The organism is Micromonospora fulviviridis (assembly GCF_014648395.1).
In the GTDB taxonomy this organism is placed as follows: Bacteria; Actinomycetota; Actinomycetes; order Mycobacteriales; family Micromonosporaceae; genus Micromonospora; species Micromonospora fulviviridis.
In genome coordinates this window covers 236676-253270 of record NZ_BMRA01000008.1, presented here as the reverse complement: position 1 = coordinate 253270, position 16595 = coordinate 236676, and the positions used below count along the sequence as shown (strand labels likewise).

19 protein-coding genes and 1 pseudogene are annotated in these 16595 nt (G+C 74.3%); 10 read left to right on the top strand and 10 right to left on the bottom strand.

The features are described 5' to 3' along the window. Window positions 1-16 precede the first annotated feature (16 nt). Genes IEY96_RS22300 through IEY96_RS22290 form a run of 3 tightly spaced genes read right to left on the bottom strand, consistent with a single transcriptional unit; the run spans window position 17 to window position 2528 of the window. Window positions 17-742, bottom strand: a complete 726-nt coding sequence (locus IEY96_RS22300; RefSeq protein WP_189196746.1) for an ABC transporter ATP-binding protein — start codon at window positions 740-742, stop codon at window positions 17-19. Next, on the bottom strand, window positions 715-1545 hold the full coding sequence (locus IEY96_RS22295; protein ID WP_189196745.1) for an ABC transporter permease: 831 nt from the start codon (window positions 1543-1545) through the stop codon (window positions 715-717). The genes IEY96_RS22300 and IEY96_RS22295 overlap by 28 nt, the downstream gene beginning before the upstream one ends. Next, window positions 1542-2528, bottom strand: a complete 987-nt coding sequence (locus tag IEY96_RS22290; RefSeq protein ID WP_189196744.1) for an aliphatic sulfonate ABC transporter substrate-binding protein — start codon at window positions 2526-2528, stop codon at window positions 1542-1544. Before IEY96_RS22290 ends, IEY96_RS22295 begins: the two co-directional genes overlap by 4 nt. Window positions 2529-2647: 119 nt before the next feature. Between IEY96_RS22290 and IEY96_RS22285 the strand changes: the two genes are divergently transcribed. Then, window positions 2648-3820 (top strand): LLM class flavin-dependent oxidoreductase, encoded by a 1173-nt coding sequence (locus IEY96_RS22285; protein ID WP_189196743.1) that lies wholly within the window; start codon window positions 2648-2650, stop codon window positions 3818-3820. Between the two features lie 12 nt (window positions 3821-3832). Here the strand turns inward: IEY96_RS22285 and IEY96_RS22280 are convergent, their stop codons facing one another. Both IEY96_RS22280 and IEY96_RS22275 read right to left on the bottom strand, forming a co-directional pair. After that, entirely contained in the window at window positions 3833-4348 is a 516-nt protein-coding gene (locus IEY96_RS22280; RefSeq protein ID WP_189196742.1) for an NUDIX domain-containing protein, read from the bottom strand. Between the two features lie 38 nt (window positions 4349-4386). After that, on the bottom strand, window positions 4387-4914 hold the full coding sequence (locus tag IEY96_RS22275) for a DUF2199 domain-containing protein (RefSeq protein WP_189196741.1): 528 nt from the start codon (window positions 4912-4914) through the stop codon (window positions 4387-4389). A gap of 134 nt (window positions 4915-5048) precedes the next feature. Here IEY96_RS22275 and IEY96_RS22270 point away from each other — a divergent pair. Further along, a pseudogene (locus IEY96_RS22270) lies at window positions 5049-5389 on the top strand (ADP-ribosylation/crystallin J1). A 54-nt stretch (window positions 5390-5443) separates the two neighbouring features. Here IEY96_RS22270 and IEY96_RS22265 read toward each other — a convergent pair. The 5 genes from IEY96_RS22265 to IEY96_RS22245 form a co-directional block, all read right to left on the bottom strand. Next, complete coding sequence (locus tag IEY96_RS22265; RefSeq protein WP_189196740.1) at window positions 5444-6085, bottom strand: SRPBCC family protein; 642 nt, start codon at window positions 6083-6085, stop codon at window positions 5444-5446. Then, a complete protein-coding gene (locus tag IEY96_RS22260) occupies window positions 6082-6444 on the bottom strand; it encodes an ArsR/SmtB family transcription factor (protein ID WP_189196739.1) in 363 nt (120 codons plus the stop codon). Before IEY96_RS22260 ends, IEY96_RS22265 begins: the two co-directional genes overlap by 4 nt. A 110-nt stretch (window positions 6445-6554) precedes the next feature. After that, window positions 6555-7229 carry a peptidoglycan recognition protein family protein gene (locus IEY96_RS22255; protein ID WP_189196738.1) on the bottom strand — a complete coding sequence of 225 codons (675 nt, stop codon included), beginning with the start codon at window positions 7227-7229 and terminating at the stop codon, window positions 6555-6557. A 107-nt stretch (window positions 7230-7336) separates the two neighbouring features. Further along, on the bottom strand, window positions 7337-8083 hold the full coding sequence (locus IEY96_RS22250) for a lysozyme (protein WP_189196737.1): 747 nt from the start codon (window positions 8081-8083) through the stop codon (window positions 7337-7339). A gap of 144 nt (window positions 8084-8227) precedes the next feature. Then, window positions 8228-8938: an MBL fold metallo-hydrolase gene (locus tag IEY96_RS22245; protein WP_189196736.1), complete on the bottom strand. Its 711-nt coding sequence runs from the start codon at window positions 8936-8938 to the stop codon at window positions 8228-8230. A 145-nt stretch (window positions 8939-9083) separates the two neighbouring features. Between IEY96_RS22245 and IEY96_RS22240 the strand changes: the two genes are divergently transcribed. The 8 genes from IEY96_RS22240 (at window position 9084) to IEY96_RS22205 (ending at window position 16576) form a co-directional block, all read left to right on the top strand. Next, window positions 9084-9434 (top strand): YciI family protein, encoded by a 351-nt coding sequence (locus IEY96_RS22240; RefSeq protein ID WP_189196735.1) that lies wholly within the window; start codon window positions 9084-9086, stop codon window positions 9432-9434. After that, a complete protein-coding gene (locus tag IEY96_RS22235; RefSeq protein ID WP_189196734.1) occupies window positions 9431-10651 on the top strand; it encodes an RNA polymerase sigma factor in 1221 nt (406 codons plus the stop codon). Before IEY96_RS22240 ends, IEY96_RS22235 begins: the two co-directional genes overlap by 4 nt. Continuing rightward, the gene (locus IEY96_RS22230; RefSeq protein ID WP_189196733.1) at window positions 10648-11484 is read left to right on the top strand and encodes an SMP-30/gluconolactonase/LRE family protein; all 837 of its coding nucleotides are present in this window, start codon (window positions 10648-10650) and stop codon (window positions 11482-11484) included. The genes IEY96_RS22235 and IEY96_RS22230 overlap by 4 nt, the downstream gene beginning before the upstream one ends. Window positions 11485-11674: 190 nt before the next feature. Continuing rightward, window positions 11675-12496, top strand: a complete 822-nt coding sequence (locus IEY96_RS22225) for an ABC transporter ATP-binding protein (RefSeq protein ID WP_189196732.1) — start codon at window positions 11675-11677, stop codon at window positions 12494-12496. Then, window positions 12493-13209, top strand: coding sequence for an ABC transporter ATP-binding protein (locus IEY96_RS22220; protein ID WP_189196731.1), 717 nt, complete (start codon window positions 12493-12495; stop codon window positions 13207-13209). The genes IEY96_RS22225 and IEY96_RS22220 overlap by 4 nt, the downstream gene beginning before the upstream one ends. A gap of 28 nt (window positions 13210-13237) precedes the next feature. After that, complete coding sequence (locus IEY96_RS22215; protein WP_189196730.1) at window positions 13238-14116, top strand: branched-chain amino acid ABC transporter permease; 879 nt, start codon at window positions 13238-13240, stop codon at window positions 14114-14116. After that, on the top strand, window positions 14113-15252 hold the full coding sequence (locus tag IEY96_RS22210) for a branched-chain amino acid ABC transporter permease (protein WP_229791792.1): 1140 nt from the start codon (window positions 14113-14115) through the stop codon (window positions 15250-15252). Before IEY96_RS22215 ends, IEY96_RS22210 begins: the two co-directional genes overlap by 4 nt. 52 nt (window positions 15253-15304) lie before the next feature. Beyond that, window positions 15305-16576 carry an ABC transporter substrate-binding protein gene (locus IEY96_RS22205; protein WP_189196729.1) on the top strand — a complete coding sequence of 424 codons (1272 nt, stop codon included), beginning with the start codon at window positions 15305-15307 and terminating at the stop codon, window positions 16574-16576. Window positions 16577-16595 lie beyond the last annotated feature (19 nt).

Sequence of the window (16595 nt, the reverse complement as noted above, 5' to 3'; positions counted from 1 at the left end):
GCGTCTCCGGTGGGGGTCAGGTGGTGGGGACGCCGAGGCGGTCGAGCAGTCGCCGCCGCAGCGCGCCGAGGGCGGGGTCGTCGGGGCGGGGGGCGGGGCCGAGGTGGACGGGAACCTCCTCGGCGATGACGCCCCCGTCGAGGAGCAGGACGCGGTCGGCGAGCAGCAGCGCCTCCTCCACGTCGTGGGTGACCAGCAGCGCGGCGAAGCCGTGCTCGGCGCGCAGCCGGCGCAGCAGGCCCTGCATGCGCAGCCGGGTGAGCGCGTCCAGAGCTCCGAACGGCTCGTCGAGCAGGAGCAGGTCGGGTTCGCGGACCAGGGCCCGGGCCACGGCGACCCGCTGCGCCTGCCCGCCCGAGAGCTCGGCCGGCCAGGCCCGGCCCCGGTCGGCCAGGCCGACCTCGGCCAGCGCGCGGTCGACCCGGGCCGCGACGCCGGCGCCGGTGAGCCCGAGGGCGACGTTGTCGGTCACCCGCTTCCAGGGCAGCAGCCGGTGTTCCTGGAACACCACGGCCGCGGTGCCGTGCAGGACGTGCTCGCCGGTCGCCTCGCCGTCCAGGCCGGCGAGGATGCGCAGCAGCGTGCTCTTGCCCGAGCCGCTGCCGCCGAGCAGCGCCACCGTCTCGCCGGCCGCGATGGTGAGGTCGACGCCGGCCAGCACCACCGTGGAGCCGAACGTGCGGGCCACCGCGCGGGCGGTGAGGACCGGCCGGGTCAGGTCGCCCGCAGTCCGCGCCGCCATGTCAACGTCCTCCTCTCCGCGTACCGGAGGGCGAGGTCGGAGAGGAGGCCCAGCAGGGCGTAGATGAGCAGGCCGAGCACCACCACGTCGGTCTGGCTGAACTCGCGGGCCTCCATCATGAGGAAGCCGACGCCGGTCTGGGCGTTCACCTGCTCGCCGACGACGAGACTGAGCCAGGCCGCGCCGATTGCCAGCCGCAGCCCGAGGAAGAGGGCGGGCAGCGCGCCGGGGAGGACCACGTGGCGCAGCCGGGCGGCCGGACCGAGACCGCAGGTGCGCGCCGCCTCCACCAGCCGCTCGTCGATGTCACGGATGCCGGCGTACGTGTTGAAGTAGATCGGGAAGAACGCGCCGAGCGCGACCAGGGTGACCTTCAGCGACTCGCCGATCCCCACCCAGATGATGAGCAGCGGCACGAGGCCCAGGTGGGGCAGCATGCGGGCCATCTGCACCGGCGGGTCGACCAGGTCGTCGCCGAGGCGCAGCAGCCCGGCGGCCGCCCCGAGCACGAGGGCCAGGCCGCCGCCGATCAGCAGGCCGAGCGCGGCCCGGGTGAGCGAGTCGACCAGGTGGACGGCGAGGATGCCGTCCCGGGCCAGTCGCCAACCGGTGGCGAGGACCGCGCTGGGGGCGGGCAGCTTCTCCGGGGAGAGCAGCCCGGCCCGGGCGGCGGCCTCCCAGCCGAGCACCAGCACGACCGGGCTGACCACCCGCCGCCAGCGCCGGGCCGCGCCGGCCCGGGAACGGGCGGGCGCCGGCCCGGCCGGTACGACGGGGGCCGGCGTCTCGACGACCGTGCTCACCGGAACACCTCGTTGAACCGCCCGTCCACCCGGCCGGCGATGTCGACCGGGCCGGGCACCAGTTCCAGCTGAACGAAGCTGTCCGCGATGGCCTGGAGTTCGGCGCCGATCTCGGGGGTTACCGGGGCGAGCGGCCGGGCGCTGCGGGCCAGCGCCCGGGTCGTCACGTCGAGCGGGATCTTGAGCTCGGGGGCGAGGGTGGCGGCGCGCTCCTGCGGGTGGCCGATGCCCCAGTCGGTCACCTGGCGGTAGGTCGTCAGAAAGGCCCGGACGTCGTCCGTCCGGTTCTTCACCGCCTGCGGCGCGGCCAGCACGTACTCCCGGTTGCCGGCCAGGCCCGTGGCGTCGGCGAGCACCCGCACGCCGGGCTGCTCGGCCAGGGCGAAGTAGGGGTCCCAGATGATCCAGGCGTCGACCTGGCCGTTGTCGAACGCGGGCCGCCCCTCGGCGGGCTTCAGGTACTTGACGTTGACGTCCTTCAGGGTCATCTTGTTCGCCTCCAGCAGCTTCACCAGCAGCCAGTGCACGTTGGAGCCCTTGTTCAGCGCGACGGTCTTCCCCCGCAGGTCGGCGAAGGTGCGGTAGGGACTGTTGGCCTTGACCAGCACCGCCTCGCCCTGCGGGATCGGGGCCGAGGTGCCGATGACGGCGAACGGGATCTTCCCGGCGGCGGCGAAGACCGGCGGCGCCTCGCCGACCTGGCCGATGTCGATCGAGCCGGCCTTGAGCGCCTCGGTCAGCGCCGGGCCGCTCTCGAACAGCGACCAGGTCACGTTCGGTGCGGCAGCGCGGGCCTTCACCAGGCTGAGGCCGCCGAAGCGCTGGTAGCCGATCCGCAGCGGGCCGCTGCCGCCACCACGGGCGTCGGCCGCGTCGCCGCCGCAGGCCGTCAGGGCCGTGGCGGCCAGCAGCGCCAGGGCCGTGAGCAGCGCGGGCAGCGCGCGGCGCCGCCGGGGGCGGGCGGTTCTCGACGGGGTACGCATGGCAGCTCCTCGGGAAAGGGGGATGCGCCGGCCATCGGCGGACGTGAGCAACCTACCAACCCGATAGGATTTGTGGGTAGGGTGTGGACCCGGTCGTCCCACCCCTCAGGAGGTATCCCATGCCGCTCACCTTTCACTGGTTCCTGCCGACCTACGGCGACAGCCGGGACATCGTGGGCGGCGGGCACGGCGTACCGGTCGGCACCGCCGGCGGCGCGCGGCCGGCCAGCATCGCCTACCTCGGCCAGATCGCCCGCAGCGCCGAGCAGCTCGGCTTCGCCGGCGCGCTCACCCCGACCGGCGCCTGGTGCGAGGACGCTTGGCTGAGCACCGCCATGCTGACCGAGGTGACCGAGCGGCTGAAGTTCCTCGTCGCGTTCCGCCCCGGGCTGCTCTCACCGACCCTCGCCGCCCAGATGGCCTCGACGTTCCAGCGGCTCTCCGGCGGCCGGCTGCTGCTCAACGTGGTCACCGGCGGCGAGTCCACCGAGCAGCGGGCGTACGGCGACTTCCTCGACAAGGACGCCCGCTACGCGCGCACCGACGAGTTCCTGCACGTGGTTCGCGCGCTGTGGCGCGGCGAGACGGTGGACCACGCGGGCGAGCACGTGAGGGTGGCGGGCGCCCGGCTGAGCCGGTTGCCCGATCCGGTGCCGCCGGTCTACTTCGGCGGGTCGTCCGCCGCGGCCGGCCCGGTGGCCATCCGGCACAGCGACGTCTACCTGACCTGGGGGGAGCCGCCGGCGCAGGTGGCCGGCAAGCTGGACTGGATCCGGGGGCTGGCCGCCGAGGCCGGCCGCGAGTTGCGGTTCGGCATCCGGCTGCACGTCATCACCCGGGACACCGCCGACGAGGCGTGGGCGCAGGCGCGCCGGCTGCTCGACGGCATCGCGGAGGCCGACATCCGGGCCGTCCAGGAGGGGCTGCGGCGCAGCGAGTCCGAGGGGCAGCGGCGGATGTTGGACCTGCACGGCGGCTCCCGCGACGGCCTGGAGGTGGCGCCGAACCTGTGGGCCGGGGTCGGGCTGGTCCGGGGCGGGGCGGGCACCGCGCTGGTCGGCAGCCACACCGAGGTCGCCGACCGGATCGCCGAATACCACGCGCTCGGCATCGACGAGTTCATCCTCTCCGGCCACCCGCACCTGGAGGAGGCGTACTGGTTCGGCGAGGGCGTGCTGCCGATCCTGCGCGGGCGCGGGCTGTGGCGGCACCCGGCCGGCGAGCCGGCTGCCGCCGTGCCGGCGGGCGTGCCGTTCACGCCGCAGCCGGTGCCGGCCGCGGCCCGGGGCTGAGCACCGGTCGGGTCAGTCGGCGGGCTGGCCGGCGAGGAAGTCGGCCAGCACCCGGGTGTGCGTGGAGAACGCCAGCTCGACCGGCTCGGTGAGGACCAGCCACTCGGTGGCCTCCTCGGTCGGCGCCGACGGGGGCAGGTCACCGACCGGTCGCTCGGGCAGCACGCCGAAGACCATCATGGTGCCGCCGGCCGGCGCCCCGTGCACCGCGAACAGCCGCGCCTCGTCGGCCTCGGCCAGCAGGCCGGTCTCCTCCCGAAGCTCGCGGACGAGCGCCTCGGACCACTCCTCGCCGTACTCGATGAAACCGCCCGGGAGGGCGAGCTGGCCGCGGGCCGGCTCGATGTCCCGGCGGACCACCACCACGCCGAGGCCGTCCGGGGTGCGGACCGGCAGCACGGCCACCGCGACGGGCAGCGGGTTGCGCCACACCGTCTCCCCGCAGGCCAGGCAGACGCGCGGCCACCCGGCCTCCGCCGGGTAGGCCGCGCCGCAGAACGAGCAGTGCGTGTACGGTGCGGCGGTCACGCCGCTGCACGTTACCCGCCCGGGCGCCGCGGCGCCCCTCACCCGTCCGTGCGGGGTGTCTCCGGGTGCTGCAGCCGCTCCGCGATCCGGCGGACGTCCGCCATGGTCATCCCGGTGCGCTGCGCCACCGCGAGCGGGTGGTCGGTCGGCTCCACCTCCACGAGCGGCCTCCGGCCGACCGGCTGGGTGTGCACGTGCGTCTTGAGTTCCAGGGTGCTCCGGCCGTAGACCGGCAGCTCGGTCGACAGCCAGCCGAAGTAGGGCGGCTCCGACTCCCGGCCCGGCGTCTCCCACAGCTCGACGGTGCGGCCGAAGTTCGCGGCGCTGAGCGACACCCAGACGCCCCAGGAGAAGGCGCCGTCCGCGTCGCGCAGCGGGATGTCGATGGTGCCCTGGACGAAGAAGTGCTCGCCCTGGATGACGCAGAGGTCCGGGGTCAGCTCGCTGCCGTCCGTTGCCGCCAGGTCGTCGGACCAGTAGGCCGGCGCGTGGGTGCGGTAGGACCGGGGTGGGTCCTCGTGGCGCGCGCCGCAGGTGCCGCAGGTGTAGCCGGGGGAGTCGTGCATCCGGGTGACCCTAGCCGAGGGCCCCGACAGCGTCTGATCAAGGAGTCCCATGGGGACACCCCCGGCCGGAATCCGCTCGCCGCGCTGGCGCCGCCGCCGGTAGCCTGCCCCGACCTGAGCGGAAGGAGGAGACGGTGGAGACCATCACGCTGTGGCGGCCGACCGGGCCGGAGGAGTTGGCCCTCGTCGAGGCGTCCGGCTGGCGGGAGTGGCCGCCCCGCCTCCCGGACCAGCCGATCTTCTACCCTGTGCTCACCGAGGAGTACGCGGTCCTGATCGCCCGGGACTGGAACGTCCCGGCGTCGGCTACGTGACCCGGTTCGCGGTGCGGCGCGACTTCGCCGACCGCTACCCGGTCCGGCAGGTCGGCGGCCGGGAGATCCGCGAACTCTGGATCCCCGCCGGGGACGTGCCCCTGCTCAACGCCAACCTCGTCGGCCGCATCGAGGTCGTGCACGAGTTCCACCCCGCCTGACCGCGCGATCGTGCCCGTGCCGTGTCGACGGCACGGGCACGATCGGCGGGGGAGTCAGGGAGTCGGGGCGCCCGTGTAGAAGGCGGTGACCCGCTTGCCCGCCGCGCGCGCCTCGTCGGCGGGGGTGCCGGCGGCGATGCTCGCCTCGGTCCAGCGGTCGCTGGCCTCCGCCATGAAGCGGCGGCCCTCGTCCGAGCCCATCCAGGCGACGGCCTCATCCGGGGTGATCCCGGAGCCGTCGGCCGCGAGGTGGGAGGCCAGCCCGAGCAGCGCACCGTCCCAGCCGACGCCGACCGCGCCCGGCCCGTACTCGGCCCACCGCGCGTCGTCGACGTGCGCGACGTGCTCCAGCTCGAAGCGGGTACGTCCGGCGCCCGCCTCGGTGAGCCGCACCTCGATCCAGCTCACCTCCCCGCCGAACTCCCAGGTCGCGGCGAAGCTGTGCGGCGGGTCGCAGCGCTCGACCGTGCCCCCGGCGTTGCCCTCCAGCTGGTAGCGCCCACCGAGCTTCAGCTCGCCGGAGACCGGCAGGAACCAGCGGGGGATCCGCTCGGCGCTGGTGCAGGCGTCCCAGACGTCCTCCACCGGCGCGTCGTACGTCTGGCTGATGGTCATCACCCGCGCCTCGCCGGCGGGGAGCGAGCGGGTGCCCAACCGGCGCTCGACGGCGCTGATCTGCCCGATTACGTCGATCATGGTGTGTTCCTCTCCTCGGAGTTGCCCTCGCGCAGCCGCCGCTCCCGCCGGCCCCGGGCCAGTTCGGTGGCGAGCGCCGCCAGCGGCGGCGTCCAGAACCGGCGGAAGCCCGCCAGCCACTCGTCCATCTCGCGCAGCGGGCCCGGGTCCACCGCGTAGAGGCGGCGGGTGCCCTGGGCGCGCACGGTCGCGAAGCCGTGCTCCCGCAGCACCTTGAGGTGCTGGGACACGGCGGGCTGGCTGATGCCGAACTCCCGCTGGACGGTCGCGCCGAGCGTGCCGGCCGGCTGCTCGCCCTCGGCGAGCAGCTCCAGGATCCGGCGACGGACCGGGTCCCCGAGGACGTCGAAGGCGTGCACGACCTCTTTCTATCAGACTCAACTTATATAAGCGAGCGCTGAAACGCCGAGATCCTGGACAGGTTCCGGGGGACGGAACTGTCCAGGATCCGCGGAGGAGGTGTCTCCGGTCAGGCGCCGAGGCGGGCGGCGACGGTGCTGCGCAACTCGGGGAGCCGGTCGTGCAGCAGGCCCGGGCACTGCGTGTTGTTGAAGTCCTTGTGCCCGTAGATCTCGGTCGGGGGGATGCCGTACTGCTGGCAGGTGAAGGCGCAGAACCACACCAGGCTGTTCCAGAGCGCCTGCGGGGGCTGCACGTCGAGATAGATGCCGTCGTTCTCGATGCCGATGGCCTGGCTGTTCTGCCCGACGCAGTGCGCGCCCTGCACCATGGTCTCGCCGTGCAGCAGCCCGTACAGGCTGCCGTGCCGGCCCTCCGTGAGGTAGCCGCCGCGGCTGTTGGTGAAGTGCTGCCCGGAGTCGAGCCAGCCGTTGGTGTCCATGTGCAGGTTCTGGATGTCGCGCGAGTTCCGGTAGGCCTGCGCGAGGCTGTAGTCGGTGGTGTTCGGGAACGCGGTGTGATGAATGATGATCTTGTTGGGTCGGCTCTGCACCACGCTCACCGCCGACGACGGCGGGCGGGCGCCCCAGGTCGCGCAGTTGGCGATGGTCGGCTGGTCGATCCGGGTGGCGAAGGCCCGGGCATCGCGGCCGGCGCCGAACTGGGTCAGTGCGGTGGCGCCGGCGGCGGCGCCGAGCAGGACCGCGCCGCGCAGCACGGCCCGCCGGGGAACGGGGACGGACATCGGGGCCTCCTCGTCGGGGGGACGGACGGCGCCGGTGGCGGGCGGCTGCTCCGGGAGCGGCGTGGCGGGCACGCCGAGCCGGAGGGCCGGCCCGCCACCGGAGCGGGTCAGCAGGGTCCGTTGCAGGCCAGCACCTTGAGCCGGTCCAGGGTGCCGTTCCAGACGTTCTGGTCACCCGGGAAGACGCCCGAGGAGGCCCACTGCCAGAAGGAGTACGTCCCCCAGCCGGCCGGCAGGGTGCCGACGCTGCTGGAGTAGCGCGCGATCCACAGCGGGTTGTTCGCGGCGAACTGCGAGGTGTTGCCGGTGCAGGTGCTCCACCAGTCCGTGGTGGTGTAGATGGTGGCCCACCGGCCCGTCCGCGCGTAGTACTGGTTGACGAACGAGGCGATCCAGCTGCGCATCGAGGCCTGGCTCAGGCCGTAGCAGGTGGCGCCGTACGGGTTGTACTCGATGTCGAGCGCGCCGGGCAGGGTCTTGCCGTCCTTGGACCAGCCGCCGCCGTGGTCGACGAAGTAGTTGGCCTGGGTGGCGCCGCTCGTGGTGTCGGGGCGGGCGAAGTGGTACGACCCGCGGATCATCCCGACGTTGTAGGAGCCGTTGTACTGCTGGGCGAAGTACGGGTTGGTGTAGTACGTGCCCTCGGTCGCCTTCACGTACGCGAACCGGGCGCCGTTGCTCCAGGCGGCGGACCAGTTCACGTTGCCCTGGTGGCTGGAGACGTCCATGCCGGGCAGGCCGGCCGGCGCGGCGCTGGCGGGAGTCGCGCCGACGACGGCCGAGGCGGCCAGGGTGACGGTGGCGAGCAGGGCCGTGGCGGCCGTACGCAGCGCCGTTCGCAGGGGACGGTTCATCTTTCCTCCCTGGGGGTGGGGGAGACTGACGAAAGGAACTGTCAGTATTAGGTCACACAGCGAAGAATTCTTGCAATAGATGTATGGAAGATTTTCGCTGTATGTGGGTAGGGTGATGGGCGTGACCCGGTGACGGGCGGTGGCTCAGCCCAGGCGGCGGAGGAAGGCGCGGACCTGCTCGCGGGCCCGGTCGGTGAGCTCGGGACCGTGGGTGAAGGCGGCCACGTCGTAGTCCAGCTCGCCCAGCACGTGCGCGGTCCGCTGGGTCATCTGGAAGTCGGTGCAGAACGACCGCACCGGCCAGCGCACGCCGGCAACGTTGAACAGCGCGTCCCCGGTGACCAGCACCCGCGTCGGCTCGTGCAGCAGCGACACGTGCCCCGGGGAATGGCCCGGGGTGTGCACCACCCGCAGGCCGCCGCCGACAGGGAGCACGTCGCCGTCGGCAAGCGGCCGGGCCACCGCGACCGCCGGGAACCGGCCGCCCGCCAGGCGGGTGAGGAAACGCCCGACCGTGTTCCCGCCGCCCTGCGGCGGCACCCGGCCGGACTCGGCGTACGGCATGTCGGCCCGATGCGCGGCGACCGGTGCGCCGGTGCGCCGGGCCAGCTCCGCGGCTCCGCCGGCGTGGTCCGCGTGCGCGTGGGTCAGGACGATCCGGGTCACGTCGGCGGGGGTCTTGCCGATGGCCGCCAGCCCGCGCACGATTCGGGCCGGGGCCCGTCGCGCCCCGCAGTCGACAAGCGTGACCGAGCCGTCGTCGTCGACGAAGGCGTAGGAGTTGACCATGGCGCGACCGACGGTGGGGATGCGCCAGACGCCGGGGGCGAGCGGAACCGCCACGGTTCGTGCCATGCCCCGAGTGTCGGGCGCTGGCGACGGTCGATCAACACCTGGGTCCGGGAAATCTGTCGGGCCGGCGTGTCGATCCGCGGGGTCCCGGTTCGTGTGGAGGGTGGAGGGGCCGGGAGGGACCGGCCGCCGGACGAGGAGGCAGCCCGTGAAGCAGTACCTGATCAGCCTTTACCAGCCGGCCGGCAGCGGCGTGCCGGACCCGGAGTTCCTGGCCGGGGTGATGCGCGAGGTCGACGCCATCGGCCGGGAGCTTCGGGAGGCCGGCCACTGGGTGTTCGGCAACGGCCTGCACGCCCCGGAGACCGCCACCGTGCTCCGCCCGAAGGGCGACGAGGTGCTCGTCACCGACGGCCCGTTCGCCGAGGGCAAGGAGTACCTGGGCGGCTTCACCATCATCACGGCGCCCGACCTCGACGCCGCGCTCGACTGGGGCCGCCGGTACGCCCTGGCCACCACCCTGCCGGTGGAGGTGCGCCCGTTCCAGGGCGAGGGATGACCGGGCCGACCGACGTCGAACGCGCCTTCCGCGCGGAGTACGGCCGCGCGGTAGCCGTCCTGGTCCGCCTCCTCGGCGACATCGACCTCGCCGAGGAGGCGGTGCAGGAGGCGTTCGCCATCGCGGTCGACCGGTGGGCCGTCGACGGGCCGCCGCCCAGCCCGGCCGGCTGGATCATCACCACGGCCCGGAACCGGGCGATCGACCGGCGGCGCCGCGAGGCGTCCCGTGCCGCCCGGCAGGCCGAGGCCGCCCTGCTGTACGCCCCCGAGCCGCCCGCCGAGGAGGGGCCCGTGCGTGACGACCGGCTCCGCCTGATCTTCACCTGCTGCCACCCGGCGCTCGGCCCGGCGGCCCGGGTCGCGCTGACCCTGCGCCTGCTCGGCGGCCTGAGCACCGCCGAGATCGCCCGCGCCTTCCTCGTGCCGGAGCCGACCATGGCGCAGCGCCTGGTCCGGGCCAAGGCGAAGATCCGGGACGCGGGCATCCCGTACCGGGTGCCCCGGGACGCCGACCTGCCCGACCGGCTGCGTGCCGTGCTCGCCGTGGTCTACCTGATCTTCACCGAGGGGCACACCGCCAGCACGGGGGACCGGCTGGTCCGCGACGAGCTGTGCGCCGAGGCGATCCGCCTGGGCCGGTTGCTGGCTAAGTTGATGCCGGACGAGCCGGAGGTGCTCGGGCTGCTCGCCCTGATGCTGCTCACCGACGCGCGGCGGGGCGCGCGGACCGGGCCGGACGGCACGCTCGTGCCGCTGGGCGCGCAGGACCGCGGCCGGTGGGACCCGGCGCTGATCGCCGAGGGGCAGGCCCTCGTGCGGCGCTGCCTGCGGCGGGGCCGGCCCGGCCCGTACCAGATCCAGGCCGCCATCAACGCGGTGCACAGCGACGCGGCGACCGCCGCCGACACCGACTGGCGGCAGATCCTCGCCCTCTACGACCAGCTCGTGGCGTACGCGCCCGGGCCGGTCGTGGCGCTGAACCGGGCCGTCGCGCTGGCCGAGGTGGCCGGTCTCGCCGCCGCCCTCGCCGAGGTCGACCGGCTGGACCTGGCCGGCTACCACGTGCTGCACGCGGTCCGCGCCGACCTGCTGCGCCGCCTCGACCGGCCCACCGAGGCCGCGGCCGCGTACGACGCGGCGATCGCACGCACCGACAACGCCGCCGAACGGGAGTTCCTCCGCCGCTCCCGCGACCTGCTGAGGAGCCACCCGTGAGCGCACCGGAGATCCTGGTCGACGGGCTCGCCTTCGGCGAGTCGCCCCGCTGGCACGACGGGCGGCTCTGGCTGGCCGACTGGGGCGCCGGGGAGGTCCTCACCGTCGACGCGGCGGGCCGGACCGAGGTGGTCGCGCGGGTCGACGGGCTGCCGATCTGCTTCGACTGGCTGCCCGACGGGCGGCTGCTGCTGGTCGCCGGGAGCGCCGGACGGCTGCTGCGCCGGGAACCCGACGGGACGCTGCGTACCCACGCCGACCTGGCCGCGCTGGTCCCGCACCCGTGGAACGAGGTGGTCACCGACGCCCGGGGCAACGCGTACGTCAACACCATCGGCTTCGACTTCCCCGGCGGAGACTTCCGGCCGGGGCTGGTGGCCCTGGTCGCGCCGGACGGCGGTGTCCGGCCGGTCGCCGACGACCTGGCCTTCCCCAACGGCATGGCGCTCACCCCGGACGGGCGCACCCTGATCGTCGCCGAGTCGTACGCCGGCCGGCTGACCGCGTACGACGTGGCGGCCGACGGAACGCTCGGCGGTCGGCGGGTGTGGGCGGCGGTGCCGGACTCCGCGCCGGACGGCATCTGCCTCGACGCCACCGGCGCCGTCTGGTACGGCGACGTGCCGAACCGGTGCGCCGTACGGGTCGCCGAGGGTGGCCGCGTGCTCGACCGGATCGAGCTGGACCGGGGCTGCTTCGCCTGCGCGCTCGGCGGCCCGGACGGGCGCACCCTCCACCTCGTCACCACACAGTGGAGCCCGGCGGCGCTCTCCGGCGGGCCGCGCACCGGGCAGGTCCGCACCCTGCGGGCGCCGGCCCCGGCCGCCGGCTGAGCCGGGCCGACCCTGCACGGCGCGTGCAACTCCGTGCGCCCGGTGAATCGTGATCCCGTCGATATCGCCGCGGCCCGCGGGAGGCATTGACGAACCCTCGCCGAAAAGTACACTCCCGGTGTAATAAGTTTCCCGCTTCGCCCGAGCCGCACCGCGCACCCCCGACGCCGCGTCCTCTCCCGAGGTGAAGATGAGCCCACCCCCCACCCCCGCGGACGGCATCGAGCTGGCGCTGCACGGTGTCGGCGTCCGGTTCGGCGGGCTGGTCGCCCTCGACGACGTCTCGCTGCGGGTTCCGCCCGGCCGGATCGTCGGCGTGATCGGCCCCAACGGCGCCGGGAAGACCACCCTGTTCAACGTGGTCTGCGGCTTCGTCCCGCCGACCAGCGGATCGCTCACCCTGGACGGTCGGCCGTTCCGGCCCCGCCCGCACCGGCTGACCCGGCTCGGCATCGCCCGCACGCTCCAGGGCGTCGGCCTGTTCCCCGGGCTCACCGTGCTGGAGAACGTGGTGGCCGGCGCCAGCCACGCGGCCCGGGCCGGCTTCGCCACCGCCCTGTTCGGCCTGCCGCCCAGCGACCGCGACGAGCGCCGGCTGCGCCGGGAGGCCCTCGACCTCCTCGCCGAGCTGGGTGTGGCGGCACACGCCGGCGCGGCCCCGGCCACCCTGCCGTACGCGGTGCGCAAGCGCGTCGCCCTGGCCCGCGCCCTGATCGCCCGGCCCCGGCTGCTCCTGCTCGACGAGCCGGCCGGCGGGCTGGGCGCCGACGACGTCGCCGAGCTGGGCGAGCTGGTCCGCACCCTGCCCGAGCGGGCCGGCGGCGCCTGCTCGGTGATGCTCGTCGAGCACCACATGGACCTCGTCATGGCCGTCTGCCAGGAGCTGGTGGTGCTCGACTTCGGCCGGGTCATCGCCGCCGGCACCCCCGACCAGGTGCGCGACGACCCGCTGGTCACCGAGGCGTACCTCGGCGCCGACGTGCCGGCCGAGGCGGCGGGGGCCGGCTCGTGACCGCGGTGCTGGAGGTCGAGGCGGTCAGCGCCGGCTACGGTCCCGTGCCGGTGCTGCGGGACGTGACGTTCGCGGTGCCGGCCGGGACCATCGCCGCTGTCCTCGGCGCCAACGGGGCCGGCAAGACCACCCTGCTGCGTACCCTGTCCGGCCTGCTGCGGCCCACCGGCGGCCGGGTCCGCTTCGACGGCGCCGACCTGCGCGGCGTCCGCGTCGAACGGCTGGTCCGGCGCGGCCTCGCGCACGTCCCCGAGGGCCGGGGCGTGGTGGCCGAGCTGACCGTCGAGGAGAACCTGCGCCTCGGCGGGCTCTGGCGCGGCGACCGGGCCGACGCCCGGCGGGCCCAGGACGAGGTGTACGAGCTGTTCCCGGCCCTGGCCCGCCGGCGCCGGCACGCCGGGCACCAGCTCTCCGGCGGGGAGCGGCAGATGCTCGCGCTCGGCCGGGCGCTGATCGCGCGTCCCCGGCTGCTGCTGCTCGACGAGCCGTCGCTCGGCCTGGCCCCCAAGGTGACGGCGCAGATCATGGCGCTGCTGCGCCGGCTCTGCGACGACCGGGGGCTGACCGTCCTGCTGGTCGAGCAGAACGTGCGCAGCGCCCTCTCCGTCGCCGACCAGGGCGTGGTGATGTCGCTGGGCCGGGTGGTGACCGCCGCGCCGGCGGCCCGGCTGCGCGACGACGCCCAGCTCCGGCACGCGTACCTCGGGTTCTGACGGCCCGGCGAGCAGGAAGGATCCGCGATTGGACCGGTTCTTGTTCCTCACCTTCGGCGGGCTGTCCACGGGCGCGGTCTACGCCGCGTTCGCCCTCGCCCTGGTGCTCATCTGGCGGGCCGCCCGGCTGGTCAACTTCGCCCAGGGCGCGATGGCCGTGGCCACCGCGTACGTCGGCTACGCGGTGGCCGCAGCGACCGGCTCCTACTGGGTGGGCCTGGGCGCCGCCGTGCTCGCCGGCCTGCTGCTGGGCGCGCTGGTGGAACGCGTGCTGATGCGCTTCGTCGGGCACGCCAACCCGCTCAACGAGGTGATCGTGGCGCTCGGCCTGGTGCTGCTCATCCAGGCCGTGCTCGGCGTGGTCTTCGGCAACGGCTACCGGCCGGCGCCCGCCCCGTTCGACACCGACGCGCTCACCGTCCGCGGGGTCGCCGCGCTGTCCCCGTACGACCTGTGGGTGCTCGGCGCGGTGCTCGTGGTGGTGGTCCTGCTCGCGCTGCTGTTCACCCGCACGCCGATCGGCCTGCGGATGCGGGCCGCCGCGTTCGCCCCCGAGGTGTCCCGGCTGCTCGGCGTCGACGTCGGCCGGATGCTCACCCTCGGCTGGGCCCTCGCCGCCGCGGTCGGCGCGCTCGCCGGCATGCTGGTCGTCCCCACCGGGCTGGGGCTGCACCCGCACGCCATGGACCTGGTCTTCGTCGTCGCGTTCACCGCCGCCGTGGTCGGCGGCCTGGACAGCCCGGCCGGTGCGGTGGTCGGCGGCCTGCTGGTCGGCCTGATCCTCTCGTACGTCACCGGCTACCTGGGCCCGGACACCACCCCGCTGGCCGTCCTGGTGCTGCTGCTGGCCGTCCTCCTGGTCCGCCCCGGCGGGCTCTTCTCCAGCGCGAGAGCGAGGCACGTGTGACCGCCACCCGCCCCTCCGCCCGGTCCGGGGTGGACCGGCCTGCCGGGCCGTCCCCGCTGCGCCGGCTGCTGCCCGGCGCGCCCGCCACCGCCGGCCCTCGCGGGTCGACCCTGCTGCGCCACCTGGCCGTCGCGGTGCTCGCCGGCACCCTGGTCGTGCTGCTCACCAACCAGCTCGCGCCCTACCAGAACCTCCAGGTGGCCCGCGTCTGCGCGTTCCTCTGCGTCACCGCCGGCTACACCGTGCTGGTCGGGCTCAACGGCCAACTCTCCCTCGGGCACGGGGCGCTGATGGCCACCGGCGCGTACACCGTGGCGCTGGTGCAGCGGGGGTTCGACGAGCGGGGGACGCAGGGGCGGTGGATCCTGCCGCTGTCGCTGGTGGCCGCCGTCGCGGTGACCGCGCTGGCCGGTCTGGTCATCGGGCTGGCGGCGGCCCGGCTGCGGGGGCCGTACCTGGCCGGCGTGACCCTGGCCGTGGCGACGCTGGTGCCAGCCGTCAGCACGATCTTCACCGGGGTGTTCAACGGCGAGCAGGGGCTGCGCTTTCCGGCGGAGACCCCGCCGGCGTTCCTCGGCGCGTACTTCCAGCCGGAACGGTGGCTGGCCTGGATCGCGCTGCTCGCCGCGCTGCTGACCGTGCTGCTCCTGGCCAACCTGGTCCGCAGCCGGTTCGGCCGGTCGCTGCGCGCCGTACGGGACGACGAGGTGGCCGCCCGGCTCGCCGGCATCCACGTCGCCCGCACCCAGGTGCTCGCCTTCGTGGTCAGCGCCGGCTGCGCCGGCCTCGGCGGCGGCGTGTACGCCGTGCTCACCGCCACCGTCGCGCCGGGCAAGTTCCCCCTGGAGCTGTCGCTGTTCCTGCTCATGGCGATCGTGATCGGCGGGCTGGGCAGCCTCGCCGGCGCGGTCTGGGGCGCGGTGCTGCTGGTCGCGCTCCAGGACCTGCCGAGCCTGCTCACCGAGACGTTCAGCCTGCCGTCCGGCCTGGCCCAGCGGCTGGAGGGCAACCTCGCGCTGGCCGTGTTCGGCCTGATCCTCATCGTCGTCATGCTCGTCGCCCCGGGCGGCCTGCACGGCGCCTTCCGCACCCTCGCCGCCCGGCTGCGGGCCCGCCGCCGCGCGCCGGAGCACTGACCACCTTCGGTTCCACCCGCCCGTTCGCACCGCCGCACCGGAATGGAGAACCATGCGCCCCACCACCCGCCGCATACTCGCGGCCGCCACCGGCCTCGCCCTGCTGGCCGCCGTGCCGGCCTGCGCCGACGACGAGAAGCAGGCCGCCGAGAACGTCCCCGGGGTCACCGACACCGAGATCGTCATCGGCACCCACCAGCCGCTCACCGGCCCCGCCGCACCCGGCTACTCGAAGATCTCCGCCGCCACCAAGGCGTACTTCGAACACGTCAACAGCAAGGGCGGCGTGAACGGCCGGAAGATCGTCTACAAGGTCATGGACGACGGCTACAACCCCGCCAACACCGAGAACGTGGTCCGCAAGCTGGTGCTCGACGACAAGGTCTTCGCGCTCCTCGGCGGGCTGGGCACCCCCACGCACACCAACGTGCTGGAGTTCGTCAAGACCCAGAAGGTGCCCGACCTCTTCGTCTCCTCCGGCAGCCGGAACTGGAACCAGCCCGACAAGTACCCGACCACCTTCGGCTGGCAGCCCGACTACACGGTCGAGGGCAAGATCCTCGCCACCTGGGTCAAGCAGCAGTTCCCCGGCGCGAAGGTCTGCCACTTCGGCCAGAACGACGACTTCGGCAGGGACTCCCTGGCGGGGGTCGAGAAGGTCCTCGGCGCGGTGGCGGCGAAGCAGACGTACACCACCACCAACCAGCAGGTCGGACCGGCGATCGGAGCGCTCAAGGCGGCCGGCTGCCAGGTGGTGATCTCGGCGAGCATCCCGGGCTTCACGGCGCTGGCCATGGGGCAGGCCGCCGGGCAGGGGTTCCGGGCCCAGTGGGTGGTGTCCAACGTGGGCGCCGACTACACCACGCTCTCCAACCAGCTCGGCGACAAGAAGGTGATCCTCGAGGGCATGGTGGCCGACAACTACCTGCCGATGGTGGGCGACACGGCCAACCCGTGGATCCAGGAGTTCACCAAGATCCACCAGAAGTACAACTCGGCCAACCCCGTCGACGGCAACGCGATCTACGGCTACTCGATGGCGTACACCTTCGTGCAGGCGCTGCTCGCCGCCGGCAAGGACCCGACCCGGGAGAAGCTGGTCGAGGCGGTGCGCAAGGGTGGCTTCCGGGGGCCGGGGCTGACCCCGTTCCGGTACAGCGACGACGTGCACGCCGGATACAGCGGGGTGCGGCTGAACAAGGTCCAGAACGGCGCGCAGGCGTACTTCGGCCCGACGTACACCACCGACGACGGCGAGGCTGCCGTCGCCGAATTCGCCGAGCCGCCGGCCACTCCGCCGGCGGACGCCATCCCGACGACCTGACCAGCACGACGGGCCGGGC